The following is a 25,051-nucleotide window of genomic DNA, read 5'->3' as shown; positions in this document are numbered from 1 at the left end:
AAACAATGTTTACTTCAATTCCGACAGTGCTGCGGGTCGGACATAGCCCTGGAAGTGCTTGTCCAGCGCATCCTTGAAAGCCTGCGACTTGAAGGCGGCTGCCAGGTCTTTGGCCCAGGGCTTATCGGCATCCTCGGTGCGTACGGCAACCACTTGCTGGTACTCAATGGGCGGCTGTTCCAGCACGATGGCGCTGGTCAGATCCATACCGGCCGCGATGGCAAAGTTGCCCGGGACGATGGAGAAGTCGGAATCACCCACAGTACGTGGCAGCTGTCCGGCCTCGACCGGCAGGAACTTGATTTTCCTGGCATTTTCAGTGACATCACGCTCGGTAACACGCAGCGGATCGATGTCCTGCTTGACCTTGATGACCTGGTTGGTTTGCAACAGCTGCAGGGCACGGGCCAGATTGCTGGGGTCGTTAGGCAGGGTAAAGCTGTCGCCCTCCTGGATCTCGTTCAGACTGGTGCGCGTTTTGGAGTAAATGCCCATGGGCGCCGTCGTGCTTTGGGCCAGATCGATGAGGTCCAGCTTTTTGTCGGTCTTGAAGCGATTCAGATAGGCAATGTGCTGGAACAGATTGGCATCAAGCGAGCCTTGGGCCAGCGCCAGGTTGGGCTGCACGTAATCGTTGAACTCAACCAGCTTGACTTTGTAGCCGCTTTGTTCAAGCTGAGGCACGATGGCGAGCTTGAGCACATCGTAGTTGTAGCCGGCGGTGGCGCCGAATACCAGATTCTTTTTGTCGGCATCGGCAGCCTGCACGGCAGAAGCGCCCAGTGCCAGCGCGGTGGCCAGCGTTCCCAGGACAATGCGACGGCGTATCTTCAACATGGTTTGTTTCCTTCAAATAAGATTTAACGTTTGTCCAGCCGGTGGGCAATGGTATTCCCGCCGAACTGGATAATCTGGACCAGCACAATCAATGAGGCGACAGTCAACAACATGACGTCGGTTTGAAAACGATAGTAGCCATAGCGGATGGCCAGGTCGCCAATGCCACCGCCGCCCACAACGCCGGCAACGGCCGAGTACGACAGGAAGCTTACGGCCAGCACAGTCAGGGCCAGCACCAGGCCCGAACGCGCCTCGCGTATCAGCACGCGCCTGACGATCTGGTATTCGGATGCGCCCATGGCTTCGGCCGCTTCAATGACACCCCTTGGCACTTCGCGCAGGCTTTGCTCGACCAGGCGGGCAAAGTACGGAATGGCGGCTGCGGCCAGCGGCACCGATGCCGCTAGCGGCCCTATGGAGGTCCCGACTATGGTGGCGGTCACGGGCGTGAGCACCACCAGCAAAATGATGAAGGGAAAGGACCGCACCGTGTTCACGATCCAGCTCACCACCATGTATACCGATCGGTTTGCACGGGCTTGCCCCGGCCCCATCTGGAACAGGAGTACACCCAGCGGACCGCCAAAAACGACGGCACACGCCAGACCTATGCCCAGCATCATGAAGGTCTGCCAGATGGAGATCCAGAATTCCGGCAGGATGGCTATGATGTTTTCGCTCATGATTCGGCTCCGTTCAATTCGGCATCGGACTGCGTCCGGGCAAGCGCATGGGCCTGCAGAATGTCCGAGCGCAATCGCTCTTGTTCCAGCTCGCGCCCCAGCGCACTGATGCGCGGGGTGCCGCGGTCATCCAGATCGAACTGTTCGATCAATTCGCCCGCTTCAAGCACCGCCACCCGTGTGCACAAGGCCTGTACCACCGACAACTCGTGCGTGACGATGACTATGGTCACACCCAGCTGCTGGTTGATGTTGCGCAGCGTATCCAGCACCGAGCGGGTCGTTTCGGTATCCAGTGCCGATGTCGGCTCGTCGCACAGCATCACTTTGGGACGCGGTGCCAGCGCGCGCGCAATGGCAACGCGCTGCTTTTGCCCGCCCGACAGCTGTGCCGAATAGTGCTGGGCCTTTTCCGTGAGGCCAACCAGTGCAAGGCATTCATGCACCCGGTCGGCCAGATCCTTGCGGCTGAACCGCCCATGCAAAGTCAGGGGAAAGGCCACATTCTCGTAGACCGTGGCGTTCTGCAGCAGATTGAACTGCTGGAAAATCATGCCCAGTTCCTGACGCGCCACACGCAATTGCGGCTTGGCAAGGCGGGTCAAATCCTGGTCTCCCAGCAGCACCTGCCCCGTATCGGGGCGCTCCAGCAGATTGATGATGCGCAGCAAGGTGGATTTGCCCGCGCCGCTTCTGCCGATCAGCCCAAAAACCTGCCCTTGCGCAATATCCAGTGACATGGTGCGTACCGCGCTGAATGTGCCGCCATCGGGAAGCGTAAATGTCTTGCTGACGTCTTGCAGCCGGATGAGCGGCTGAGCGTTGGTGTTAGATTCGGAATCCATAATGGTTTTCGGAAAGTGACCCGTCTTTCCAGAAAGGCGCTATCGGTGAGAAAAACAGATAAGTATAGCGGGTTCGCCCGTACATACGGAATACCGGCGCCGGCGCGCAAAGCACAAGGGCACGGCCTGCCTGCGCAAACCGTGCCCATTCAAGCAGCAAATGTATTCCTGCCTTACCCGGCAGCGAAATACTCCGCGGTCGTCAGCGTCACACCGCCGGTGAACTCTATTTGCTCAATGGAACTATCCAGCAAGTCCGTACCGTCACGATCCGCCACCCCGTCCTGCACCTGGAGCATGTTCACGCCATCGACGACGGTAACGGCTATCGCATAGTCTGCCATAGCGCCCGAGAACACGGCAGTATCCAGGCCCGCCCCACCGACCACGGTATCGTTTCCGGCGCCGCCTTCGATACGGTTATCAAGAGAATTTCCTGTCAGTTGGTCATCGAAACCCGTGCCCACAAGATGCTCGATGAAATCAGCCTTGTAATCGTTCAGACCTGTCGTAATCGACGTTATCAGATCACTGCTATCCGAAGACAGGGGCACGACATCGCCACGTCCAAGCTCAGACACCAGATCGCCGTAGGTAGACTGATAAGAGCCGGTCACCGCAAAGATGGGATAGATATTGGCAAGCTCAAGCGCTGCTTTGACTTGCGCCACCTCGGGATAATCCTCTCCGGTGCCAGCCGGGTCGCCGTCGAGTACCGTATCGCCGTTGTTCGACCCCGCCGAGGCGTGATCGCCGGCCTTGTGATAGTCGGCATCCGTCGTTAGCACGACTATGCGCATAGCCCCTTCACGAAAGCCGATTTCATCATCCAGCGTCGTCGTCGTGCCATCATCTTTAATCGTGCGCAACGCGATCTGGTACAAGGCCTCGAGCTGTGACTCCGGTCCGTCACTTCCGCTGCGCACCTCCAGCATCTCGAAAGCTTCCTTGATGGCCGTCGTATCGCCGGTGATCTTCGCATCGGTGGAATAGACATAATCACCCGAGTATTCGCTACCAAAAGGCGAAGCCGGCTTGTCCACGAAACTGCTCGCTCCGAAACGGCTATCCGAATGAATATCGCGGACTTCGGCGAACAAGTCGTCGAGCAAACTTCTGACCGTCACAACGTCATCAGAGAACGAGCCGGACGCATCCTGCAGGACCATAAGATCGATGGGAACGCGTCCCGAGCCGCTGCCGAGCACAACGGTGCCGTCACCTGCCGTGCCGCCGGTCGAGAGGTTGATGACCGCGCCACCGGTCATCACGCCGCTCAGGTCCAGCGTATCGCTGCCGGCGCTATCCAGAATGTATTTTTCTCCGGAGCCATCAATACGATAGACATCATCATGGGCACCGCCCAGCATGATGTCATCGCCATCACCGCTGATCATTATGTCGGCCGCCGCGCTTCCAGAGAAGTAATCATCACCGTCGGTGCCTTCGTAGACACCGTCTTCGCCCCTTTCGATCACGCTGTCGATGACTTCCGCCCCGGTGGCATCGGTGCCGTCTTCGTTCTTGACGCCAAGCGAACTGGTAACGGTATAGCCGGCGAGGTCCAGTGCGCCAGAGGACGACATAATCGTTCCCGATCCGGTCAGAATTCTTGCGCCGCCAAGTTCATCCAGATCCGACACGATCAATGTGACGTGTTCACCAAGCTCGATATGGCCGATATTGGACAGCCGCATTGCATCCAGCGCACTCAGATCCAGCGTGATGGGCGTTTCGCTGCTGATGCGCAATGTACTGCTGCCGTCGCCATTAATGGTCTGAATATCGTTGTTCTCGAAGAAATCCTGCGAGAAGCTGACATCCGAGCGGATTTCCACATGCTCGACCCCCTGGATGTCCCAGGCCTCTATGTTTGCTGTGCCGTATACGTACAAGGTGTCTTCGCCCTCGCCGCCTCGTATCACACCCGCATCGACATCCTCGCCCAGGTTCTGGCCGTTCAATTCGGTCAGGTAAAAACCCAGGGCATCGCTATCTTCTTCAGAGTCAATTTTTCCACCCCCGGACAAATCCCCGACAATCACGAAGCGGTCATCGCCATCGCCACCGTCCAGGGTATCGCTGCCTTTGCCGCCGCGCAAAACATCATCGCCGGCGCCGCCCAACAAGGTATCGTTGCCTGAACCTCCGGTCAGCCTGTCAGCGCCGTCGGTACCTTCCAGGTGCATATCCGCCGACTCGAAGATATCGGGCAGCACCACGCCATCGGGTATCTCCACTTCGGGCGGCACGATCAGCTTTACGCCGTCGATGGGCACGAAATCAAGGGGAATGGGTGTGTCGGCCGCAGGGGTCCAGCCCTCGGGCCGCACGAAATCGGGCAGAAAAGCAGCCACCGCTGCCACCCTTGCCATGGCCGCCCAGCCATCGCCGGAGGCCTGTGCGGCGGCAAACACCGGATCATCGACAAAAATGGACAGATCCACCCCATTGCCCAGATCCCGCCCTTCAAAAATGCCGTAGTGCAACAGATGACCCAGGGCGGAAGTGCCTTCTGCTACCGCATCGGCCACGTCCGTGTTGGCATCCAGGTAAGCACCCAGGTCAAGATAAGGCGCGATGTAGCGCGCCTCGCTATGGCCATAAAGCATAAAGTGCTGCACCGCATTAAGCCCCTCGGCCCCATCCACGTCGGGGTTGTGCGCAAGATAAAAGGCCGAGTCAAACAAAGCCAGTGGCGAACGCCCTTCACTGCTCCCGTAAGCCACGAAGTGATCGTAAGCGGTAATCTGGCCAGCAGCCTGCGCTTCAGCCACGTCCGGGTTTTGGGCCAGATACCAGGCACCGTCAAACAACGGGCTGGGAGCGCGGCCCTCGGCTTTGCCATAAAGCTTGAAGTGCTGCTCTGCTGTCATCTCGCCGCGCGCTACAGCCTGCGCCACATCAGGATTTTTGGAAAGATACCAATGAGCATTGAAGAAGGGTGAGGAAGTATCGGCCATGTCGTCTCCGTAAGAACCGGGTTGGGAACACTGCGGGTAACGTGCTGTTTCGCTTTGTATTGCGACGTTCGTAGTGGAGGGAACTATAGCGAGACGGATGTTGGCAAAGACATTTCCAAATCGTTCAATTAGCAAGCAATCGAAATATTTCAGAAGCTAAATGTAAATCTATGATTGTTAATGTTATTTTTTAGAAGGAAGAAGTAAAACCGTTACAAACAAATCGTCTCGCAGCAAGCCGGCCATGGCCGAACGGATGAAAATCATTGTAGAAAATTGACTTTTCTTTTCCTCAGCCTCGCCACAGGACACAAACAGTATCAATTTTGGCTGATATCGACGTTTTGTAACACTCGCCCCATATCCTGACTCACCTCTACCAAACAGTCCTCTCAGATTGCAGGGGGCGCCATCCACAGACGGAAAATGAGCATGAAACAGGAACGGATACGTTACCCCTTGAGCTATGCCCCCACGACATTTCGCCGCGCGCGCAACTGGACGCTCTGCGTGCTGGTCGCCGGCGCCCTGGCAGCCTGCGGCTCCAGCGACGGCGATGGCGATACAACACCGCCGCCTCCCGCAGCCAAGCCGCTGGAGCTGACCATTCTGCATATCAATGACCACCATTCCAATCTGGACAGCAAGAACAAGGACCTTCAGCTGCTCAACGCCGCAGGCGAGCGCGTAGAGGTCTCGGTGGATATGGGCGGCTTTCCACGGGTGACTACGGCCATCTCGGAACTGGCGGCCCAATCCGAGCATGTGCTCAAGCTACACGCCGGTGACGCGCTCACGGGCACGCTGTACTTCAGCCGGGCCGGCGAGCTTGGCGAAGCGGATGCCGCCATGATGAACACCGTCTGCTTCGATGCCTTTGCATTAGGCAACCACGAGTTCGACAAAGGCGACACAGAGCTCAAGCAGTGGATAGACTTGCTCAATTCAGGGGAGTGCCAGACGCCGGTGCTGAGCGCCAATGTGCAGTTCGGCGAAAACTCGGCGCTGCACGCCAGCCGCGCCCCCGACATCGTCAAGCCCTACACCATTCTTGAGCGCGACGGCCAGCAGATCGGTATCGTGGGCCTGACCATAGCGGCCAAGACCAAGGCCTCCTCCAGCCCCGATCCTGACACCACGTTCGAGGACGAAATCGTGGCCGCGCAACGAGCCATTGATGACTTGCAAGCCCAAGGCGTGAACAAGATCGTACTTCTGAGCCACATAGGCTATGCCGAAGACAAGCGCGTCGTTGCCGGACTCTCCGGAGTGGACGTGGTTGTCGGTGGCGACTCGCACACCCTTCTTGGCCCGGACAGCCTTGCCACCTACAACGTGGGTTCTCCGGCCGGGGCCTATGGCGAAGCCCTGAAAAACATGGATGGCGACACCGTCTGCGTGGCTCAGGCCTGGGAATACTCGCAAGTCGTGGGTGAGCTGAAGGTGAGCTTTGACAGCGATGGCCGGGTCACGGCCTGCGCAGGCACGCCGCATGTACTGATAGGCGATAACTTCAAGATAGGCGACAGCGCCGCCAGTGGTGCAGAGCTGGCCGCCATCAACGCAGATATCGCCGCCAGCGGCTTCCTGCGCGTAACCAAGCCGGACGCCGACGCCACAGCCACACTGCTGCCCTACAAGGAAAGCGTGGATATCTATAAAGAAACCGAGGTGGCCAACGCACCGCTGGAGCTGTGCTCCCGCCGGGTTCCCGGCGGGCCCGGCAGCATCGACTACTCACGCTCAAGCGTCAACTGCAATGTGGAAGGCAGCGTGTCTGTGCGTGGTGGAGATATCCAGCAAGTCGTGGCGCAGTCTTACCTGGAAGTGGCTAATCAGCAATATGGCGGAGCCGATTTCACGCTGCAAAGCGGCGGTGGCGTGCGTATCCCGCTGGAAGGCCGGGTTACGGCAGCCAACGTGATCGAAGTCTTGCCCTTCGACAACAAACTCTGGAAGCTCAGCATCACTGGCGCCGAAGCCAAGGCCATGATCGAGGACGGTATGGAAGCCGTGTTCGGCCCTGGCGGCAGCACAGGCCCTTACCCCTACGCCGGCGGCCTGCGCTGGGATGTGGACGTCAACCAGCCGCGAGGCTCGCGCGCCAGCAACTTCGAGGTGCTCGACAGCGCGTCGGGAACCTGGCAGCCCCTGGACGAGGCCCGCAGCTATAACCTCTTTGTGCTGAGCTTCAACGCCACCGGCGGCGATGGCTACAAGACGCTGGCCAATATACCAGACGAGCGCCGCTATGACGTGGGCGTGCAGGACGCCGATGTATTCCAGACCTACATCGACTCGCTGCCCAAGGATACGACCGGGTTGCCGGTGCTCCAGAGGCTGGAGCATTCGCTGTACAGCACCAAGTCGTTCATCGGCCCCGCCGGCGGCTAAACGCCACGTAGCCTGGTTCAGGCCAGCAGGTATTGCTTGAACCAGGCTATGGTGCGGTTCCAGGCCAGCTCGGCCGCCGCCTGGTCGTAGCGCGGAGTGGAGTCGTTATGAAAGCCGTGGTTGGTTCCGGGATAAACATAGGCTTCGTAGGTTTTGCCCTGCTGCTTCAGGGCGGCCTCGTAGGCCGGCCACCCTTCGTTCACACGCGGGTCGTTTTCGGCATAATGCAATAGCAAGGGCGCCTTGATGCGCGCGACATCATCCGGATTGGCCTGGCGGCCGTAGAAGGGAACCGCCGCCGCCAGCTCGGGATAGGCCACCGCCGCCGCATTGGCAACGCCACCGCCGTAGCAAAAACCGGTAATGCCGACCTTGCCGCTTGCACCTTCGTAAGCCGCCATGAATTCCAGTGCCGCGAAAAAGTCGTTCATGAGCTTGACCGGGTCAACCTGCTTCTGCAATTCCCTGCCCTTATCGTCATTGCCTGGATAGCCCCCTTTGGAACTAAGGCCATCGGGCGCCAGGGCGATAAATCCTGCCTTGGCTACCCGCCTGGCCACGTCTTCAATGTAGGGGTTCAAGCCACGGTTCTCGTGCACCACAACCACCGCCGGCACCTTGCCCGGTGCCTTGGCGGGCCGCACCAGGTAAGCCCGCACTTGCCCGTGCCCCTGGGGCGACGGATAAGTAATATATTCGGCCACGATGTCGGGGTCGGTAAAGGATATCTGCTGGGCCCACGCGTAGTTGGGCCGCAGCGCTGCCAGGATGGCCGATGCGGTCAGGCCGCCCAGGGCGAACTTGCCCGCCAGCGCCAGGAATTCACGCTTGTCGATTTTCCCGTGCACATAATGATCGTAGAGCTCGAGCAATTCAGGGGAAAAGTCTTTGGCTGTCAGTCGGGTCATCGCGCCTCCGGGCGGTTGCCAGCATGTTTGAAGCTGCAAACCCGAATTATGAAGCCGGCGCGCTTTCTTGACCACCTTTAAACGTCATGAAATAATGACGTCATTGTAAGAGTGAAATAGTATGGCAAAACACAAGTCAGAAGGCACAGCAGCCGACGATAAAAAGAACACCTCTTTGCGGCTCGAAAAAAAGACACTGAAAGCACTCAAGATTCGCGCTATTGAACAAGACACCAGCGTGCAGAGAATCATTGAAACGCTGATACAGGCATATCTGGAAACCCCTTTAAAGAAGCAATGATGAATAAACCCACCCCTGCCTGCTATCAGCTGCCGGTCGCGTCAGTAAACAATATCATTAATCAATCTGTCGGGCCGCTCAAACCCGTCCTCATATTCGACACCGATATATCGCCCTATAGCTTGCTCGATTGCTTCGATCAGCCCTTACGCCAGTCGGGGCGCATGCTGTTGCACACCGACACCTCGCTGGAACTGTTCGGACAGTCCGGCCGCATCACAGCGCCCTTGCCCAAGGGCGCTGCAAATTTCATCACAGATCTGCCCGCAAGCCCCCTCAAGCAGGCGCTATCCGATCTGTCGCCGCTGCGCCGGCTGCTGCCCTGCGGCTCAGGTCAGCGTCAGTACGCCACACTGTCTTTCACAGACGACGAAGAAAAAACACATTGCCGGGTTCGGTTGCTGTTCATTACGGCCCAGGAAGAACAAGCCGCCGCCCTGGCACTGGTCCAGCCCATCAGGGGCTACGACGCCTCACTGACGGCGGTACAGCAACAGATACTCGATCTGGGCGGGGAGGCCTTCGATAGCATGGCACTGTATGGCCAGCTTTTTCCCCCGCAGTCCGCCTATGCCGCCAAACCGAAAATCTCCATAGCGCACGATGCAAGCGCGTTCACTGCGGCAAACCAGATCATCGCCACCCACCTGCCCATCGCCCGGGCGAACGAAGACGGCATAGTTGCGGACTACGACACCGAATTCCTGCACGATTATCGTGTTCAATTGCGCAAGATCCGCTCGGTCCTGAGCCTGTTCAAGGGGATCTACGCCGAGGCCCAAACCGCCAGCCTGAAAGCCAGGTTCTCAGCCATCATGGCGCCCACCGGCCCGCTACGCGACCTCGATGTCTATCTGCTGGAAAAACAGGCTTATTACGATCTTTTACCCACAGAGCTGCACCAGGGGCTGAACACCCTTTACAACGCGCTGTCTGAACAGCGGCACACCGAACACGGCAAGCTGGCGCGCCACCTGCGCAGCCCGGCTTACCAGCATGAAATCGCCGGTCTGGCCGCTTGTTTCGAGCAGGCCGGCAACCTGCCCCAAGGGCCAAACGCCCTATTGCCGGCACACGAGTACGCCAGCAAACTGATCTGGAAGCGCTATCGCAAGGTATGTAAGATCGCGTCAGGGCTCGATGCCGCCACCCCCGACACCGAAATTCACGCCTTGCGCATACAGTGCAAGAAGCTGCGCTATCTCATGGAATTCTTCGCCACGATATTTCCCGCCGGACCTTTCAGGAAATTGTTCAAATCCCTAAAACGGCTGCAAGCGAACCTGGGATTATTCAACGATTATTCGATTCAGCAAATCAAGCTTCAGGAAATGCTGGACGCACTGCCTGACGGGCGGGGCAACCACAAATTCCAGGTAGCCCAAAGCGTGGGGGCGCTGATTGCCGTGCTTCATGCACGCCAAATCAAAGAGCGCTCCAGCATCGTGAAAAGCTTCGCGCGCTTCAACAGTCCTGAAACACAAGACAGATTCCGTGCGCTTTTTCAAAAACCCAAGGTTCAAGCCCCATGAAAATCATTGCCTGCTACTCGAACAAGGGCGGCGTCGGCAAGACAGCCGCATCCGTAAACCTGGCCTATGCAATGGCCGCGTCGGGCTATCGAACATTATTGTGCGATCTTGATCCTCAAGGTGCGTCGGGCTTTTATTTCCGCGTCAAACCATCCCGGAAGCTGGCCGACACGGCATTTTTCAAAGACGCCGAAAAATTCGCCGGCGCGATTCGCGGCAGCGATTACGAAAACCTTGATATCCTGCCGGCCAACATGAGCTTCCGGGATTTCGATGTGTTCCTCTCGCAAATGCGCAATAGCCATAATCGGCTGCATAAGTCATTAAAGGCCGTCAAAGGCGAGTACGATGTGATCGTGCTGGACTGCCCTCCCACCATTTCCACGCTGTCGCAGAATGTCTTTCACTCGGCCGATGCCATTCTGGTGCCCGTCATTCCCACCACGCTTTCTGAACGAACCTTCGAACAGCTTATCGACTTTTTCCAAGAGAACAAGCTGCCGGTACAGAAGCTTCATGGTTTTTTCTCCATGGTGCAGGGTGTAAAAAACCTTCACGCCGAAACCATGCAGTCCATGGGAAACAAGTTCAGCAAACGCTTCCTGAAAACCCATATCCCATTTGCCTCCGACATAGAGCGCATGGGCATACACCGGGCGCCTGTCATGGCCACCGCGGCCAACAGCCCCGCAGGCATTGCTTACCACGAGCTAGCCGAAGAAATCATGAGCCGTATCCTGTAGGTAATGAACGCTAGCTGATCTTGATCAAAACTTGATCTCCGGCTTGCGCGCCGGCCCACCACACCCACGCTATTCAGGTTATAGTAAGCACGGTTTTTTGTATGTCATGTCATGACTATAAGGAGTCTTCCCATGAATAGAAGAGGTTTTCTGCTGGCCACTCCGGTGCTGGCAACAGGCACCCTTGCCCTCTCTTCCACCGGCCAGACTGCACCGCTGGCCATTCATGGCAAGACTCAGCTCTTGCCTCGGCGCGGCAAAGGCCCGCGCATAGTTGTGTGCGGCGGAGGCTGGGGCGGCATGACGGCGGCACGCTATCTGCGCGAGCTCATCCCCCAGGCCGACGTCGTGCTGCTGGAACGCAACCCCACCTTCTGGTCGGGCCCCATGAGCAACAAGTGGCTGATCGATATCGTGAATACCGATTTCCTTAATCACGACATGCTTGCTCCTGCCCTTAAATATGGCTATACACTGGTCAATACCGAGGTCATAGGCATTGAGCGTGATACGAAAACCGTGCGCACCAGCCATGGCAGCATCGATTACGACTACCTGATTTTGTCGGGCGGCATACGCAACGCCTACGACGCCTGGTTTGGCAACGACGTTGCTACAGCTGAGTACACGCGCCAGCATTTTCCCAACGCCTACGTGCCGAATGCAGAAATGCTGTCGCTCAAGCACAAGGTCAAAGCGTTCAAGGGTGGCACCATAGTCATGACCTTGCCGCCGCCGCCGCACCGCTGTCCGCCATCGCCCTACGAGCGCGCCTGCCTGATCGCCTGGCATATCAAAACCAACAAGATACCAGGCAAGATACTTATACTCGACCCCAAGCCCAAGATCGCACCCATAGGGGAAGGCTACCGCGCCGCATTCGAAGAACTGTACCCCGACATCATTGCACACGTGCCCAACGCAGCCATCAAAGAGGTCGACCCCTACAACAAGCGGATCAAGACCGTAGCGGGTGATTTTGATTTCGACGATGCGATACTCATGCCACCGCATCAGGCAGCCGACATGGTCTGGTATGCCGACCTGATCGGAAAAACCCCCGATGGCAAGCCTACCGGCTGGGCCGACATGCATCCGCGCCTATTCACGGCCAACTCCGATGAAAATGTATACATCGTGGGTGACTCCATGGGTTTCATTTCAGACCAATTCGGCCATTACCCGAAAAGCGCACACGTTGCCAATGCCATCGGCCAGATCGTTGCCCGCAACATTGCTGAGCGCGTTGCCGACAAAGAGGTCGTTCCTGTGCTGCCCGACAACCTGTGCTACATGATGGTTAATGGCGATCCCCAGGAAGAGATCTCGGTCAAGTTCGAATACAACCTGGATGCCACGGGCAAAGTACTACAAACCCAGATCGACATGGACGTGCGCACGCACGATCTGGTCGCCGAAGATTTTGCATGGATCAAAAACCGTTTCAATGACTTCCTTTAATCATGGCAACAAGGGCTTTGCCCAGCGCCGCCAGCTGCTTGCAGGCTCGGCGCTCGGGCTGGGCCTGACGCTGGCGCCTACCGCCCTGTTGGCGCAACAAACAACGCTACCGCCTTTAAAACCGGCCAATCCGGAAGAAATCCAGGCCATCATCAACGAGTTCCTGAAAGGCCGGCAGCCCCTGGAGCAAGGCCTGAAGCTCGAACTGCCTGTGCTTGGCGATAATCCCTCCGCTGTGCCGGTCAAGGCCATGGTCGAACTGCCGATCACGCCTGAGTCCTACTGCGAAGAAATGATTCTTCTGGCAGAAGGCAATCCGCGGCCACTGGCCTGCCGCTTTGCCTTTACGCCCCTGGCAGGCACGGCCGAGATCGCCGTACGACTGCGGCTGATTGAAACCCAATCCATCAGGGCCCTGGCCCGGATGAATGACGGACGAGTCCTGATGGCTCGCCAGCACATCACCGTGACAGCCGGCGGCTGCGGCATGTAAACAAGGTTCAAGCATGAGCAAACCACGTATCTGGATCAGCAATGCCAGCCCCAAGCCTGGCGAGATAGTTCGCACACGCGCCCTGATCGAACACCGCATGGAAACCGGCTTGCGCCCCGACAGCAACGGCAATGCCATTGCGCGCAACATCGTTACCGAGTTCGAAGCCCGTATCGACGGCGAGCTGCTGTTCACCTGGCAACCCGAGACGGCCATTTCGCAGAACCCGTATATCGAGTTCACGTTCGTGGCCCGGAAATCGGGTGAATTGCAGTTCAAATGGGTAGACGACGAAGGCACGGTCATCACCGGCAGCAAAGCATTGCTGGTGGCGGGATAAACCCCTGAAGCACGCGCCCATGTACCTGGGGCACACATATAACAAAAACGCATAAGCATCAATATTAATGGTCGTTTGCATTGGGTAGGCCTCTGGGTACCATACGAATTCTTACAAATTGCCTAAGGCGAGATCCATGCATATAGCTTCAAGAATGGCGTGCGCAGCAACGCTGATTTCGGCCTTTGCGGTCGGAATCTTTCTGCCCCCGGCCGCAGCCCAATCCACGTTCGATATCACCGTTCAGGCCGGCGCCTGTGCCAACTGCCATGGCACCGATGGCCGTTCACCCGGCAGTATTCCTTCCATAGCCGGACGCCCCGAAAGTGTGCTGCTTGGACAACTCAAGGCCTTCAAGTCAGACACACCACCTGCCAATACCACCATCATGAATCGTTTGGTAAAAGGATTCAGCGATGAGGATCTGGCCGCGCTTGCGCAGCATTTCTCGCAAATTCCGGCGCAAGCCCAACCCAGCCAGGCAGGAAAGAAATAATGAACAAGGCCATCAATGTATCCCGTCGGCAATGGCTGAGCCGTGTCGGCAAGACCTCCGCCGCCGGCGCTCTGTTATTGTCTGTTCCCTCCTACGCCCGTCCCTCGGCAGGCAACGTAGTCGTTATTGGTGGTGGTTTTGGCGGCGCAACAGCTGCCCGCTATATCAAGCGCCGTAACCCGGCCATCAATGTCACTTTGGTCGAACCCGCCAAAACGTTCTACACCTGCCCGTTCACCAATTTGTATTTTGGCGGATTGCGCACCTTCGAACAGCAAGGCCATGGCTACGATGACCTGCGGGCGCTGGGCGTTAACGTGGTTCACGAGTTCGCCGCCGGTGTCGATGCGTCGGCCAGAACAGTACGCCTGGCAGGCGGCCAAACACTGGCCTACGACAAGCTGCTCTTGTCGCCCGGTATTGATTTTCGCTGGAACAGCCTTGATGGCTACGACGAGGCGGCCGCTCAGCTGGCCCCTCATGCCTGGAAGGCCGGCGCACAAACCCGGCTGCTCAAGCAACAGCTGGAATCCATGCCCGACGGCGGCACTTTCCTGATGGCCGCACCCGCCAACCCATTCCGCTGCCCGCCCGGCCCCTATGAACGGGTCAGCATGGTGGCGCACTATTTGAAACACAACAAACCCAAATCCAAGATCATCATCCTGGACGCCAAAGATGCGTTCTCGAAGCAAGGGCTTTTTCAGGACGGCTGGAACAAATTCTATGGCGATCTGATTGAATGGGTACCACTGTCGAAAGACGGCAAGGTTGTCCGCGTGGATGCGAAGAACCTGTCCGTTGAAACCGAGTTTGGCGAGATCCACAAGGCCGATGTGCTGAACGTTATTCCCCCGCAGAAAGCGGGGGCCATTGCCGAATTGGCCGGTGTGACGAACGCCAGCGGCTGGGTGCCCATCAAGCCACAGACCTTCGAATCCGAACTCGTTCCCGACATCTACGTTGTGGGAGACGCCACCATTGCCTCGCCCATGCCCAAGTCGGGATTCTCGGCCAACGCGCAGGCCAAGGTCGCTGCCGCCGCCATCGTCAATGCGCTGGCCGGCAAACCACCGGCGCAGGCATCGTTCACGAACACCTGCTACAGCCTGATCGCCCCCGACTACGGCATTTCCGTTGGCCATTTGTACACCATCAAGGACGGCAAGCTGGCCGAAGCCTCCGGCGGCGTCAGCCCCAAAGAGGCCGATGCGAACTTCCGCAAACTCGAGGCACAGTACGGCGAAGCCTGGTACCAGGCCATCGCACTGGATACCTGGGGAACACGGGCCTGAACGGCCGGCAACGCATATGTCACAGCCTGAACTTGTACTCCTGGCGGGCCTGGCCATAGGCGCCATTTTTGGCGCCATTGGCCAGATCACTGGTTTCTGCCTGCACCGCGGCCTGAAAGAATATTGGTCTGGCCGCGATGGCTACAAGTTGCATGCATTTGCAATGGCATTGGCCATCGCCGTGGCCGGCACACATATAGTCACGTCGAACGGCCTGGTCGATATAGGCCAGTCCGTGTACCTGATGCCGTCGTTCTCGTGGTTGCTGCTGCCACTTGGGGGCATACTGTTCGGCTACGGCATGGGACTGGCCAACGGTTGCGGGGCCCGTGCACTGGTGCTGCTGGCGCAGGGCAATCTAAGGTCTGTCGTCGTGCTGCTGTGCCTGGGCATTGCCGCCTACATCACCCTGACCGGCCTAATTGCGCCCCTGCGCATCCAGCTCGCACAGCTGACCATGATCACACCGGGTACAACAACCATACCAACAGGCTTGCCCCGCACATTGATCGTCTGGATACTGGCAGCAGCACTCATGCTGTTCGCCCTGCGTCCGCGCGCAGCAGGACAGCGCGCCCGAGACCTGGTGGGGGGCGTGGTGATCGGCTTGCTGGTCGTTGCCGGCTGGCTGACAACCGGATGGCTGGGTGCCGACGATTTTGATCCGGCTCCCGTTGCATCGCTCAGTTTCATCGCCCCCATCGGAGACACCATACAGTACGCCATGATTTCCACGGGCATGAGCTTGCGCTTTGGCATCACGGTGGTACTGGGCGTGCTGGCCGGCTCCTTTCTTTGCGCCCTTTTGCGCGGCAGCTTGCGTCTGCAGGGCTTTGAATCCGCCAGCCAGATGGCTCGCTATATTGCAGGCGGCACACTGATGGGTGTGGGCGGTGTACTGGCCTTGGGCTGCACCATAGGCCAGGGTCTCAGTGGTTTATCCACCCTTGCCTACAGCTCTATGGTTGCCGCACTGGCCATCGTTGTTGGGGCGCGCCTGGCCTGGAAGCTCAACAAAGCGGCGTAACGCGACGCGGGCAGCCTGGCTTGATGCTAGATGTTCTTGAGCAAACCCAGCTCAATGGCCACTGCAGTGGGCAAATTGTATTTACCAGGAAGACGCTTGTGTTTGAACCAGCCGTAGCCTGAGTGCTCGTGGTTCAGACGTGGCACAAATTCCTTGTCGACCTTCACCAGGTAGTAGTAGAGTTCGCGGTCTCCGACCCTTTGACTATTCTTGCTGCCTGCCACCCGTCCAAGCTTGCTCAGACGCTTGGGCTTGACACGCCAGCCCGCCTCTTCAGCCAGTTCGCGCACCAATGCCTTGGTAGGTGCTTCGTCAGATTCGACACGCCCACCGAACAGATTCCAGGCTCCGCTATTGTTGACCGCGCTGGAGCGCTTGCCTAAAAGGAATTTCCCTGTCGTTGCACAATAGATCACCGCCCAAGCGCCACGCTTGGAAGCAAGTGGTGTGGAACGCTCCTTTGCCATATGGTTTTTAATACTCAGGAAATGCAGACATAGATAACAATAACAGCAAAAAATTTTATATCAGTTTGCGATCAATTCATTTAAATTTTATTACAGTACTATGCCAAAAATACAACGTTACGGCGCCGGCTAGTGCTGCAGCCGACCTTGCGATGTATGCTACAAAATCCTTAACTACAGCGATCCAAAATGATTAGTCATCAAAGCAAGACGATGGCCGCACTCGCAGCCGCAACACTGATGTTCGCTTTGGCCGGTTGTCAAAAAGAAGGCCCGGCCGAAAAGGCGGGCAAGGAAATCGACAAGGCCATCAGCAGCGCCGGCGACCAGATCCAGCAAGCAGGCAACAAAATACAGTCTGCCGCCAAGTAAAGCCCGGGCTGCCTTTACCCCGGGCGGCCCGCCCCACGCATGGCACGGATTAATACCGCCGCAATACGAGTCGGCCACACTAGGTGCTTTTCTATCCTGTTGGAATAGCGCCATGCAAAACTCCTGTCCCATCGATCCTGAAGACCTGCCCAGCAACACCTCGGCCAACGAACATTTTCAGGATGTCGTCGAACGCGCGTACAGCCGACGCGGATTCCTGAAATCAGGCATTGGGCTTTCGGCTGCCTTGTTCCTGAGCGGGCCCATCAGCGCTTACGGCGCAGCCACAGGCAAATCCCCACAACCAGGCACTGCGGGGCTGCTGGGATTCCAGGCCATCCCCATCTCCACCGACGACACCATAAAGATTGCGCCCGGCTATACCGCCACCGTCTTTGCTCCCTGGGGCACACCGCTGTTTAAAGGAGACCCCGCGTGGAAGGCCGACGGCAGCGACAACGCGGCCGCCCAGGCGCGACAGGTGGGCGATAACCACGACGGCATCCATTTCTTTGCCATTGAAGGCAGCAGCACGGAAGGTTTGCTGGTCATGAACCACGAATACGCAACCGTCAAGAAAGGTGAGTACACCTGGCTGTTCGGCGCCGACCGCACCGGGCCCCTGACGGTGGACAAGGTACACAAGGCCATACATGCCCATGGCGTCTCGGTCATTCATATCGTTCGCACAAACGGCGGAACCTGGGAAATCAAGCTCGATTCACCCTACAACCGGCGCATCACTGCCGCAACGCCTATGGAACTGACCGGCCCGGCTGCGGGCGACCCACTGTTGCGGACCAAAGCGGACGCCAGCGGCAAACAGGTGCTGGGCACCTTCAACAATTGCGGCAACGGCTGGACGCCCTGGAACACCTACCTTGCCTGTGAGGAAAACTTCAATAATTACTTCGGCACCCTGTCGGGGGAAGATACACGCAACGCGGCACAAAAACGCTATGGCATTTCAGCCAAGGGCAGCGCCTTTCGCTGGGAAGAGTTCGAGGAGCGTTACGACTACGTCAAAGAACCAAACGAAGCCAACCGGCATGGCTGGATCGTCGAGATCGACCCGTTCGATCCGGCCTCGACCCCCAGGAAACGCACGGCGCTTGGTCGCTTCAAGCATGAGAATGCCGCCTATGCCCTGGCAGCCGATGGCCGTGTCGTCATCTATATGGGAGACGACCAGCGCAACGACTATATCTACAAGTTCGTCTCCGACAACACCTATCGCAAGGGCGGCGACAATTCGTCTTTGCTGGACGCCGGCAGGCTTTATGTGGCCAGGTTTGACGATGGCGATACCGCAGACGATTTCATGGGCACAGGCCAATGGATACTGCTGGACAAGTCGGATAACCCCACACTGTCCGCCGACACCAGCTTCACATCGCAGGCCGAGGTGTTGATACACGCCCGCCTGGCTGCCGACGCAGTCGGTGCAACCAAGATGGATCGTCCGGAGTGGGTCAGTGTGCATCCGGCCACAGGCGAAGTCTATGTAACACTGACCAATAACAACAAACGCACAACACCGGATGCGGTGAATCCGCGCGCGAATAATATTTACGGACAGATTGTGCGCTGGCGCGAAGCCGATAGCGATGCGGCCGCGACGCGTTTCGAATGGGACATTTTCGTACTGGCGGGTAACCCCATCAAGCACACTGACCGTAACGACCTGGCCTCTGGTTCGGCCAACATCACTGCAGACAATACGTTCAACAGCCCGGATGGCCTGGCCTTTGACAGCCATGGCCGCCTGTGGATACAGACCGACGGCAAGTACAGCAACAGCGGCGACTACGAAGGCCAGGGCAACAATCAAATGCTTTGTGCCGATCCGGTCAGCAAGGAGATCCGCCGTTTCCTGACCGGCCCCAAGGAATGCGAAGTCACCGGCATCGCGTTCACCCCGGACAGCAAGACCCTGTTCATCAATATTCAGCATCCGGGTGAAGCAGGCGACAGCCATTGGCCGGACGGTGGTACAGCCATTCCACGCTCGGCAACAGTGATCATTACCAAGGACGACGGCGGCGTAATCGGCACTTAAGCCCGCTGCAGCACCGGCTGCCGCCCGATAAGCCGCAGCCTATCATCCAGTTCCGGGCGCAGGCTGAACTGCGCTTCAAAAACCACACCCCAAAAAGTTGGACGACGTTCTCCAACCTTTCGGGGTGTTTTCATTGACATGCCCTGAAAGCCATATGCCTTAGGTTGCATATGGCTTTGAAAGCATATATCATACGAACCTTAACTGATGCCTGAATACTGAATCTGGCATCACCCTCGCAACGGCCACACCAAGCAAAGGATTCACCATGCCCAAGAAGCCCAATAAGGCGAAAACGGCAACTGCTGGCAATAAACCAAAGCAAAAACTCGTGAATGGCATAAATATCCAAATCACCGCCACCAAAGTGGCCACGCTTAAAGAGCTGCGCAAAGCCACCCAGCACACCCAGGACGACCTGGCCATTGCGCTGGGCGTCGGCCAGGGCACGATCTCGCGCATAGAAAAGCGCGACGACATGCTGGTTTCCACTTTGCAGCATTACATAGAAAGCGTCGGAGGCACCATGCAGATTCTGGCTACGTTCCCGAACCGTACCTCGCTGATCATTGAACGGCTCAGCAAGCACCCCACCAAGCATAAGAACATCAATGTAAAGCCTCCGGCCATCAGCAATCTTCCGGCTACCTAAGCAACAATGCAGAACCTTAGAACTCCCTATTACCTCATCGACAAGCCAGCATTGCAACGCAATCTGGACACCATAGATTACATACGCAAGCATTCAGGTGCCAAAGTATTGCTGGCCCTGAAGTGCTTTGCGACCTGGTCCGTTTTCGACCAGATGCGTCCGCACATGGACGGCACCACGTCGTCATCCCTTTACGAAGTCAAGCTGGGATATCAGAAATTCGGCGGCGAAACCCATGCCTACAGCGTTGCCTTCGCCGACCACGAAATCGACGAAGTCGTGGCCAATTGCGACAAGATTATTTTTAACTCCATTGCCCAACTAAAGCGCTTTGAAGCGGCTGCGCAAGGCAAGTCCATGGGTCTGCGCCTTAATCCCGGCATCAGTTGCGCAGGCTTCGACCTGGCCGATCCCGCCCGCGCTTACAGCCGGCTGGGTGAAGGCGACCCCGATCGCATTCTGTCCGTCATGGATCAACTCGACGGCGTCATGATCCACAACAACTGCGAGAACAACGATTTTGCGCGTTTTGACGACTTGCTGGGCCAGATCGAACAGACTTACGGCACGATCCTGAAACGCCTGAAATGGGTCAGTCTGGGTGGCGGCATCAGCTTCACCGCCCAGGGCTACCCACTAGACGCTTTCTGCCAGCGCCTGCGCCGTTTCGCGCAAGATTACGGTGTTCAGGTTTACCTGGAACCCGGTGAAGCCGCCGTGCGCCACAGCACCACACTGGAAGTCAGCGTGCTCGATGTAGGCTTCAACGGCAAGCACCTGGCTGTGGTCGACAGCTCGACCGAAGCTCATATGCTGGATCTGCTCATCTATCGCGAAACGGCGCCGGTGGGCGATGGCAAGGGCGAACACGAATACATGATCTGCGGCAAAACCTGCCTGGCAGGCGACATCTTCGGAGAAGGTCGCTTTTCGGCACCGCTCAAGGTCGGCGACCGCATCTCGATAGGTGATGCCGCGGGCTATACCATGGTCAAGAAAAACTGGTTCAACGGCGTCCACATGCCGTCGATTGCCATCAAGGAAGCCGATGGCTCCGTGCGCGTAGTGCGCGAATTTTCCTTTGACGACTACGTCAACAGTCTGTCCTGACAGCACTGCACCTATTCCAACAATTAGGGGATTATCCACAATGAAACGCAATGTTCTTATTATCGGCGCCGGCGGCGTGGCCCATGTGGCTGCTCATAAATGTGCACAAAACAACATTCTGCTGGGTGACATTCATATTGCGTCGCGCACACTGGAAAAATGCCAGTCCATTATCAACTCGATCAAGGCCAAAGGCAGCCAACGTGGCGCAGGCCTGCTGCAGGCGCATCAACTCGATGCACTCGACATCGAGGCCACCAAGGCATTGATCCGTTCAACCAACAGCCAGATCGTGATCAACGTAGGTTCGCCCTTCCTTAACATGTCCATCATGACGGCCTGCATCGAGACCGGTGCAGCCTATCTGGATACCGCCATTCATGAAGATCCGGGCAAAGTGTGCGAAGCGCCACCCTGGTATGGAAACTATGAGTGGAAGCGCAGCGAAGATTGCCGGCAAGCCGGTGTCACCGCCATTCTGGGTGTGGGATTTGACCCGGGCGTGGTCAATGCTTACGGGCGGTTTGCCATGGACACCTATTTCGACAAGGTCGAATCCATAGATATCATCGATATCAATGCCGGCAGCCACAGCCGCTACTTTGCGACCAACTTCGATCCGGAAATCAACTTCCGTGAGTTCACCTCGACTGTGTGGTCATGGGAACAGGGTCAATGGAAAGCCAACGCCATGTTCGAACGCCGCCAGGACTGGGACATGCCGGTGGTTGGCAAGAACACCACCTACCTGACTGGACACGATGAGCTGCATTCGATGTCCAGGAACCTTGGCATACCCAATATCCGTTTCTGGATGGGCTTCGGCGAGCACTACATCAACGTGTTCACGGTACTGAAGAATCTGGGCCTGCTGTCGGAACAGCCTGTGCGCACCGCTGAAGGCCTGGAAGTCGTGCCGCTCAAGGTCGTCAAGGCCGTACTGCCTGATCCTGCTTCGCTCGCACCCGACTACACCGGCAAGACTTGCATTGGTGATCTGGTAAAAGGCAAGAAAAACGGCAAGCCGCAGGAAGTCCTTATCTACAATATCTGCGACCACAAGGAAAGCTACAACGAGGTCGGCAGTCAGGCCATTTCCTACACCGCAGGCGTGCCTGTGGTTGCAGCGGCCATGCTGATTGCCAACGGCAGCTGGGACGTCGGTCACATGGCCAATGTCGAAGAGCTCGACCCGGCGCCCTTTATCGATCTGATGAACCGCATGGGCCTGGTTACCCGCATCCGCGACGCTCAGGGCGATCGCGTGCTACATCCGCAGCATGAATCGGTTGTCTCGGCCAATGCCAGAAAACGCAGTCCGCAAGTGGCAGCAAATCACTATCCAAAAGGCGAACACAAGCTTCCCAAGAACAACGCCTACGTTAAATCCGCCCTAAGATGACTCAACGCTACACCCGTACCGCGATATTTTTTCACTGGCTGATGGCAGCCTGCCTGATCGGCACTTTTGCCGTAGGCTTCTTCATGCAGGATCTGCCGCTCTCGCCCACCAAGCTACAGGTGTACTCCTGGCACAAATGGGCTGGAGCAAGCATATTGATGCTGGCTGCGGCGCGTCTGGCCTGGCGCCTGACACACGCGGCGGCACCACTGCCAGCCACCATGTCGCCGGCTGCGCGTCTGGCTGCTCATGGCGCACACTGGGTGCTGTATGCCTTGATGCTGGCCATCCCCCTTAGCGGCTGGACCATGAGTTCGGCCTATGGGTTTCCTGTAGTCTGGTTCGGCGTGCTGCCGCTACCCGACCTGGTTCCCAAAGACCGGGCGCTGGGCGACGCGCTGAAACAGGCGCATCAGATATTGAACTACACGTTGCTGGCCGTATTCGTGGCGCATGTGGCCGCAGCCCTGAAGCACCACTTCATTGACCGCGACGACGTGCTGACACGCATGCTGCCGCAACGCAGGCACTAGGCCAACAGCACGGCTCTGCCAGGCATGGTATCAGGGGCCGGGCCGCGCCAGCCCCAAATGCCCACGCAAGGTATCCGTTTCATACTCTTTGCGGAACACGCCACGCTTTTGCAGCACCGGCACGACCTGATCCACAAAATCTTCTATGCCGTCCGGCAATGACGGCGGCATAAGGTTGAAACCGTCGGCGCCGTCGTTCGACAACCAGCGCTCCATCTCGTCAGCAATCGCATCAGGTGTACCCACCATGGTGCAATGGCCGCCGCCGGCCGCAAGCCGGCCCAACAACTGGCGAACGCTGGGACGCTCGGTCTGGATAATACGCAATACCGTCGCATAGCGCCCTTTCGGCCCCGAAAACTCTTCCAGAGGCGGCAAGTCAGGCACCGGTGCATCCAGCTCCCAACGCGAGCAATCCTGCCCCACATACATGCTCAGTTGCCGCAGTGCATCTTGCGATGGCAACAATTCATCAAGCGCTCGTTGTTTGGCGCGCGCCTCGGCCTCGGTTGAACCAACATAGGTGACCAGTCCGGGCATGATCGGTACTGGATCACGACGGCCGGCCTTGCGCACTCTGAGTTTGATGTCGCGATAATATTCCTGCGCAGCCTGCAGGTCGAAAGCCACGGCATAGATGGCCTCGGCCCGCCGGGCGGCCAAATCCCTGCCCTGTTCCGAAGCGCCCGCCTGAAACAGTACGGGATGCCCTTGCGGCGGGCGCGGCACCGTCAGTGGCCCATCTACCTGAAAATGCGTTCCCTTGTGATGAATGGCGTGGGTCGATTCTGGCCTCACGTAGTCACCCTGGCGGTCAGACTGCGGCGCGCCATCGTTCCAGGAATCCCACAGGCGTAAAGCCACGTCCACGAACTCCTCGGCCCGTGCATAACGCCAGTCGTGTCCTGGCATGGCATCGTATCCATGATTGCGGGCCTCGGAATCGAACATGGATGTCACCACGTTCCACCCTACCCGTCCTTTCGAAATATGATCCAGCGACGCCACCATGCGAGCAGCATGAAAAGGCGTATTGAAAGTGCTGGAAACAGTGCTGATCAGGCCTATGCGCTGCGTTGCACGGCTGATGGCCGACAAGGCCGTCAAAGGCTCAAGAAACCAGCGTGGCCCATCCGTCAGGTTATCGGTTGAGTGCCCATCGGCAAAGAAAATCGCATCGAGTTTGCCGCGCTCGGCAGTTTGTGCGAGCTCCTCGTAATAGGCGATATCTCCCAGACGCTCTACTGAAGACCGTGGGTGGCGCCACGCCGCCCTGTGGTGGCCACAGCCAAAAATGAACAGATTCAGATGCATCATGCGCTTGCTCATGTTCTTGCCTTCAGTTCTTGACCAGACCGCCGTCCACAACCAGGTTCTGTCCGGTCACGGATCGCGACCAGGCAGAGGCAAAAAACAGCACAGCATCGGCAAACTCCGCAGGAGTGGTGACGCGACGCAGCGGGGTACTCGCGGCAATCAGGTCGAAGACTGCCTCGGGTGTACCCGCCGAGGCATCGGTGGTTCGTAACAAACCGCCAGACACCATATTGACGGTGATGCCGTCCGGCCCCAAATCGTGAGACAGGGTGCGCGTCAGGGATAACAAAGCGGCCTTGGCAGCCGTATAGTCGTGATACGGCACAACGGGATTCTGAAACAAATTGGTGCCCACATTGATGACACGACCAAACCCCATTTCGCGCATGCCGGGCAATGCTGCCTGAATGGTGTTCAGAGCGCCACAAACCACTCCCTGAAACTGCTGCTGCAGGTCGCTGCCCGACAAGGCATCCGCATGCGGTCTTGCATCACCATTAAAGGAAAAGGCGGGTAAGGCATTATTGACAACCGTCGTTACCGGCATGCCAAAGTGCTCGCGAGCCTGAGCCAGCATGACCTGCACAGCCTGCGCATCACCGACGTCGGCCTGCAATGCCAGTGCCTGCCCTGCCGAATCGCCGGCAAGCTTGTTCGCGCTTTCGGCGCTGTGAAGATAGTTCACAACCACTCGGGCGCCTTCACGCAGGAAAGCGCGGACAATATGCTCGCCCAGTCCTCGGGCACCACCGGTGACCAGAACGATTTGTTGTGGAATGGAAAGTGTTTCGTGGCTGTTGTTCATGGCATACCTGTTA

24 protein-coding genes are annotated in these 25,051 nt (G+C 57.7%); 16 read left to right on the top strand and 8 right to left on the bottom strand.

Going from position 1 to position 25,051, the window contains the following annotated elements:
* Positions 1 to 9 precede the first annotated feature (9 nt).
* From LKR43_RS10135 to LKR43_RS10120, 4 genes are all read right to left on the bottom strand, one after another.
* Positions 10 to 837 carry a MetQ/NlpA family ABC transporter substrate-binding protein gene (locus LKR43_RS10135; protein WP_227683938.1) on the bottom strand — a complete coding sequence of 276 codons (828 nt, stop codon included), beginning with the start codon at positions 835 to 837 and terminating at the stop codon, positions 10 to 12.
* Positions 838 to 860: 23 nt separating this feature from the next.
* Positions 861 to 1,523, bottom strand: coding sequence for a methionine ABC transporter permease (locus tag LKR43_RS10130; RefSeq protein WP_227683937.1), 663 nt, complete (start codon positions 1,521 to 1,523; stop codon positions 861 to 863).
* On the bottom strand, positions 1,520 to 2,368 hold the full coding sequence (locus LKR43_RS10125; RefSeq protein WP_227683936.1) for a methionine ABC transporter ATP-binding protein: 849 nt from the start codon (positions 2,366 to 2,368) through the stop codon (positions 1,520 to 1,522). Before LKR43_RS10125 ends, LKR43_RS10130 begins: the two co-directional genes overlap by 4 nt.
* Positions 2,369 to 2,541: 173 nt before the next feature.
* On the bottom strand, positions 2,542 to 5,331 hold the full coding sequence (locus LKR43_RS10120; protein ID WP_227683935.1) for a hypothetical protein: 2,790 nt from the start codon (positions 5,329 to 5,331) through the stop codon (positions 2,542 to 2,544).
* 432 nt (positions 5,332 to 5,763) lie between these two features.
* Here LKR43_RS10120 and LKR43_RS10115 point away from each other — a divergent pair, with 432 nt between their 5' ends.
* A complete protein-coding gene (locus tag LKR43_RS10115) occupies positions 5,764 to 7,725 on the top strand; it encodes a bifunctional UDP-sugar hydrolase/5'-nucleotidase (RefSeq protein ID WP_227683934.1) in 1,962 nt (653 codons plus the stop codon).
* Between the two features lie 17 nt (positions 7,726 to 7,742).
* On the opposite strand, the gene yghX is transcribed toward LKR43_RS10115, so the two are convergent.
* On the bottom strand, positions 7,743 to 8,633 hold the full coding sequence (yghX, locus tag LKR43_RS10110) for a YghX family hydrolase (protein WP_227683933.1): 891 nt from the start codon (positions 8,631 to 8,633) through the stop codon (positions 7,743 to 7,745).
* 121 nt (positions 8,634 to 8,754) lie between these two features.
* Here yghX and LKR43_RS10105 point away from each other — a divergent pair, with 121 nt between their 5' ends.
* The 9 genes from LKR43_RS10105 (at position 8,755) to LKR43_RS10065 (ending at position 16,321) form a co-directional block, all read left to right on the top strand.
* On the top strand, positions 8,755 to 8,934 hold the full coding sequence (locus LKR43_RS10105) for a hypothetical protein (RefSeq protein ID WP_227683932.1): 180 nt from the start codon (positions 8,755 to 8,757) through the stop codon (positions 8,932 to 8,934).
* Positions 8,934 to 10,466, top strand: coding sequence for a CHAD domain-containing protein (locus LKR43_RS10100; RefSeq protein WP_227683931.1), 1,533 nt, complete (start codon positions 8,934 to 8,936; stop codon positions 10,464 to 10,466). Before LKR43_RS10105 ends, LKR43_RS10100 begins: the two co-directional genes overlap by 1 nt.
* Positions 10,463 to 11,209, top strand: a complete 747-nt coding sequence (locus LKR43_RS10095) for a ParA family protein (protein ID WP_227683930.1) — start codon at positions 10,463 to 10,465, stop codon at positions 11,207 to 11,209. Before LKR43_RS10100 ends, LKR43_RS10095 begins: the two co-directional genes overlap by 4 nt.
* A gap of 132 nt (positions 11,210 to 11,341) precedes the next feature.
* Positions 11,342 to 12,670 carry an FAD-dependent oxidoreductase gene (locus tag LKR43_RS10090; protein ID WP_227683929.1) on the top strand — a complete coding sequence of 443 codons (1,329 nt, stop codon included), beginning with the start codon at positions 11,342 to 11,344 and terminating at the stop codon, positions 12,668 to 12,670.
* Positions 12,657 to 13,163 (top strand): thiosulfate oxidation carrier protein SoxY, encoded by a 507-nt coding sequence (locus LKR43_RS10085; protein WP_227683928.1) that lies wholly within the window; start codon positions 12,657 to 12,659, stop codon positions 13,161 to 13,163. The genes LKR43_RS10090 and LKR43_RS10085 overlap by 14 nt, the downstream gene beginning before the upstream one ends.
* A 13-nt stretch (positions 13,164 to 13,176) precedes the next feature.
* Positions 13,177 to 13,503 (top strand): thiosulfate oxidation carrier complex protein SoxZ, encoded by a 327-nt coding sequence (gene soxZ / locus LKR43_RS10080; RefSeq protein WP_227683927.1) that lies wholly within the window; start codon positions 13,177 to 13,179, stop codon positions 13,501 to 13,503.
* Between the two features lie 136 nt (positions 13,504 to 13,639).
* Positions 13,640 to 13,999 carry a c-type cytochrome gene (locus tag LKR43_RS10075; RefSeq protein WP_227683926.1) on the top strand — a complete coding sequence of 120 codons (360 nt, stop codon included), beginning with the start codon at positions 13,640 to 13,642 and terminating at the stop codon, positions 13,997 to 13,999.
* On the top strand, positions 13,999 to 15,294 hold the full coding sequence (locus LKR43_RS10070) for an NAD(P)/FAD-dependent oxidoreductase (RefSeq protein WP_227683925.1): 1,296 nt from the start codon (positions 13,999 to 14,001) through the stop codon (positions 15,292 to 15,294). The genes LKR43_RS10075 and LKR43_RS10070 overlap by 1 nt, the downstream gene beginning before the upstream one ends.
* A 16-nt stretch (positions 15,295 to 15,310) precedes the next feature.
* Complete coding sequence (locus tag LKR43_RS10065; RefSeq protein WP_227683924.1) at positions 15,311 to 16,321, top strand: YeeE/YedE family protein; 1,011 nt, start codon at positions 15,311 to 15,313, stop codon at positions 16,319 to 16,321.
* Positions 16,322 to 16,347: 26 nt separating this feature from the next.
* Here the strand turns inward: LKR43_RS10065 and LKR43_RS10060 are convergent, their stop codons facing one another.
* Entirely contained in the window at positions 16,348 to 16,788 is a 441-nt protein-coding gene (locus LKR43_RS10060) for an NUDIX hydrolase (RefSeq protein WP_227683923.1), read from the bottom strand.
* A gap of 189 nt (positions 16,789 to 16,977) precedes the next feature.
* Between LKR43_RS10060 and LKR43_RS10055 the strand changes: the two genes are divergently transcribed.
* The 6 genes from LKR43_RS10055 (at position 16,978) to LKR43_RS10030 (ending at position 22,916) form a co-directional block, all read left to right on the top strand.
* Complete coding sequence (locus LKR43_RS10055) at positions 16,978 to 17,160, top strand: hypothetical protein (protein WP_227683922.1); 183 nt, start codon at positions 16,978 to 16,980, stop codon at positions 17,158 to 17,160.
* 112 nt (positions 17,161 to 17,272) lie between these two features.
* Positions 17,273 to 19,219, top strand: a complete 1,947-nt coding sequence (locus tag LKR43_RS10050) for a PhoX family phosphatase (RefSeq protein WP_227683921.1) — start codon at positions 17,273 to 17,275, stop codon at positions 19,217 to 19,219.
* A 331-nt stretch (positions 19,220 to 19,550) separates the two neighbouring features.
* Complete coding sequence (locus LKR43_RS10045; protein WP_227683920.1) at positions 19,551 to 19,871, top strand: helix-turn-helix transcriptional regulator; 321 nt, start codon at positions 19,551 to 19,553, stop codon at positions 19,869 to 19,871.
* A 6-nt stretch (positions 19,872 to 19,877) separates the two neighbouring features.
* Entirely contained in the window at positions 19,878 to 20,981 is a 1,104-nt protein-coding gene (locus tag LKR43_RS10040) for a carboxynorspermidine decarboxylase (RefSeq protein ID WP_227683919.1), read from the top strand.
* Positions 20,982 to 21,021: 40 nt separating this feature from the next.
* Positions 21,022 to 22,383, top strand: coding sequence for a saccharopine dehydrogenase family protein (locus LKR43_RS10035; RefSeq protein WP_227683918.1), 1,362 nt, complete (start codon positions 21,022 to 21,024; stop codon positions 22,381 to 22,383).
* Positions 22,380 to 22,916 (top strand): cytochrome b, encoded by a 537-nt coding sequence (locus tag LKR43_RS10030; protein ID WP_227683917.1) that lies wholly within the window; start codon positions 22,380 to 22,382, stop codon positions 22,914 to 22,916. Before LKR43_RS10035 ends, LKR43_RS10030 begins: the two co-directional genes overlap by 4 nt.
* Before the next feature lie 30 nt (positions 22,917 to 22,946).
* Here LKR43_RS10030 and LKR43_RS10025 read toward each other — a convergent pair whose 3' ends face one another.
* Positions 22,947 to 24,233 (bottom strand): LLM class flavin-dependent oxidoreductase, encoded by a 1,287-nt coding sequence (locus tag LKR43_RS10025; RefSeq protein ID WP_227684106.1) that lies wholly within the window; start codon positions 24,231 to 24,233, stop codon positions 22,947 to 22,949.
* Between the two features lie 22 nt (positions 24,234 to 24,255).
* On the bottom strand, positions 24,256 to 25,038 hold the full coding sequence (locus tag LKR43_RS10020) for a 3-oxoacyl-ACP reductase (RefSeq protein ID WP_227683916.1): 783 nt from the start codon (positions 25,036 to 25,038) through the stop codon (positions 24,256 to 24,258).
* Positions 25,039 to 25,051: the final 13 nt, after the last annotated feature.

This window comes from Pusillimonas sp. MFBS29 (assembly GCF_020687695.1).
Classification (GTDB): domain Bacteria; phylum Pseudomonadota; class Gammaproteobacteria; order Burkholderiales; family Burkholderiaceae_B; genus Pusillimonas_C.
This window is presented reverse-complemented; position numbering and strand designations above follow the sequence as displayed.

What these genes read in the sequence shown, in the direction of transcription:
- soxZ (WP_227683927.1), top strand. Translation starts at nt 13,177, where the DNA reads ATGAGCAAACCACGTATCTGGATCAGCAATGCCAGCCCCAAGCCTGGC.
- LKR43_RS10035 (WP_227683918.1), top strand. Translation starts at nt 21,022, where the DNA reads ATGAAACGCAATGTTCTTATTATCGGCGCCGGCGGCGTGGCCCATGTG.
- LKR43_RS10100 (WP_227683931.1), top strand. Translation starts at nt 8,934, where the DNA reads ATGAATAAACCCACCCCTGCCTGCTATCAGCTGCCGGTCGCGTCAGTA.
- LKR43_RS10130 (WP_227683937.1), bottom strand. Translation starts at nt 1,523, where the DNA reads ATGAGCGAAAACATCATAGCCATCCTGCCGGAATTCTGGATCTCCATC.
- LKR43_RS10040 (WP_227683919.1), top strand. Translation starts at nt 19,878, where the DNA reads ATGCAGAACCTTAGAACTCCCTATTACCTCATCGACAAGCCAGCATTG.
- LKR43_RS10085 (WP_227683928.1), top strand. Translation starts at nt 12,657, where the DNA reads ATGACTTCCTTTAATCATGGCAACAAGGGCTTTGCCCAGCGCCGCCAG.
- LKR43_RS10115 (WP_227683934.1), top strand. Translation starts at nt 5,764, where the DNA reads ATGAAACAGGAACGGATACGTTACCCCTTGAGCTATGCCCCCACGACA.
- LKR43_RS10120 (WP_227683935.1), bottom strand. Translation starts at nt 5,331, where the DNA reads ATGGCCGATACTTCCTCACCCTTCTTCAATGCTCATTGGTATCTTTCC.
- LKR43_RS10070 (WP_227683925.1), top strand. Translation starts at nt 13,999, where the DNA reads ATGAACAAGGCCATCAATGTATCCCGTCGGCAATGGCTGAGCCGTGTC.
- LKR43_RS10030 (WP_227683917.1), top strand. Translation starts at nt 22,380, where the DNA reads ATGACTCAACGCTACACCCGTACCGCGATATTTTTTCACTGGCTGATG.
- LKR43_RS10025 (WP_227684106.1), bottom strand. Translation starts at nt 24,233, where the DNA reads ATGATGCATCTGAATCTGTTCATTTTTGGCTGTGGCCACCACAGGGCG.
- yghX (WP_227683933.1), bottom strand. Translation starts at nt 8,633, where the DNA reads ATGACCCGACTGACAGCCAAAGACTTTTCCCCTGAATTGCTCGAGCTC.
- LKR43_RS10065 (WP_227683924.1), top strand. Translation starts at nt 15,311, where the DNA reads ATGTCACAGCCTGAACTTGTACTCCTGGCGGGCCTGGCCATAGGCGCC.
- LKR43_RS10095 (WP_227683930.1), top strand. Translation starts at nt 10,463, where the DNA reads ATGAAAATCATTGCCTGCTACTCGAACAAGGGCGGCGTCGGCAAGACA.
- LKR43_RS10135 (WP_227683938.1), bottom strand. Translation starts at nt 837, where the DNA reads ATGTTGAAGATACGCCGTCGCATTGTCCTGGGAACGCTGGCCACCGCG.
- LKR43_RS10075 (WP_227683926.1), top strand. Translation starts at nt 13,640, where the DNA reads ATGCATATAGCTTCAAGAATGGCGTGCGCAGCAACGCTGATTTCGGCC.
- LKR43_RS10060 (WP_227683923.1), bottom strand. Translation starts at nt 16,788, where the DNA reads ATGGCAAAGGAGCGTTCCACACCACTTGCTTCCAAGCGTGGCGCTTGG.
- LKR43_RS10050 (WP_227683921.1), top strand. Translation starts at nt 17,273, where the DNA reads ATGCAAAACTCCTGTCCCATCGATCCTGAAGACCTGCCCAGCAACACC.
- LKR43_RS10090 (WP_227683929.1), top strand. Translation starts at nt 11,342, where the DNA reads ATGAATAGAAGAGGTTTTCTGCTGGCCACTCCGGTGCTGGCAACAGGC.
- LKR43_RS10020 (WP_227683916.1), bottom strand. Translation starts at nt 25,038, where the DNA reads ATGAACAACAGCCACGAAACACTTTCCATTCCACAACAAATCGTTCTG.
- LKR43_RS10105 (WP_227683932.1), top strand. Translation starts at nt 8,755, where the DNA reads ATGGCAAAACACAAGTCAGAAGGCACAGCAGCCGACGATAAAAAGAAC.
- LKR43_RS10055 (WP_227683922.1), top strand. Translation starts at nt 16,978, where the DNA reads ATGATTAGTCATCAAAGCAAGACGATGGCCGCACTCGCAGCCGCAACA.
- LKR43_RS10125 (WP_227683936.1), bottom strand. Translation starts at nt 2,368, where the DNA reads ATGGATTCCGAATCTAACACCAACGCTCAGCCGCTCATCCGGCTGCAA.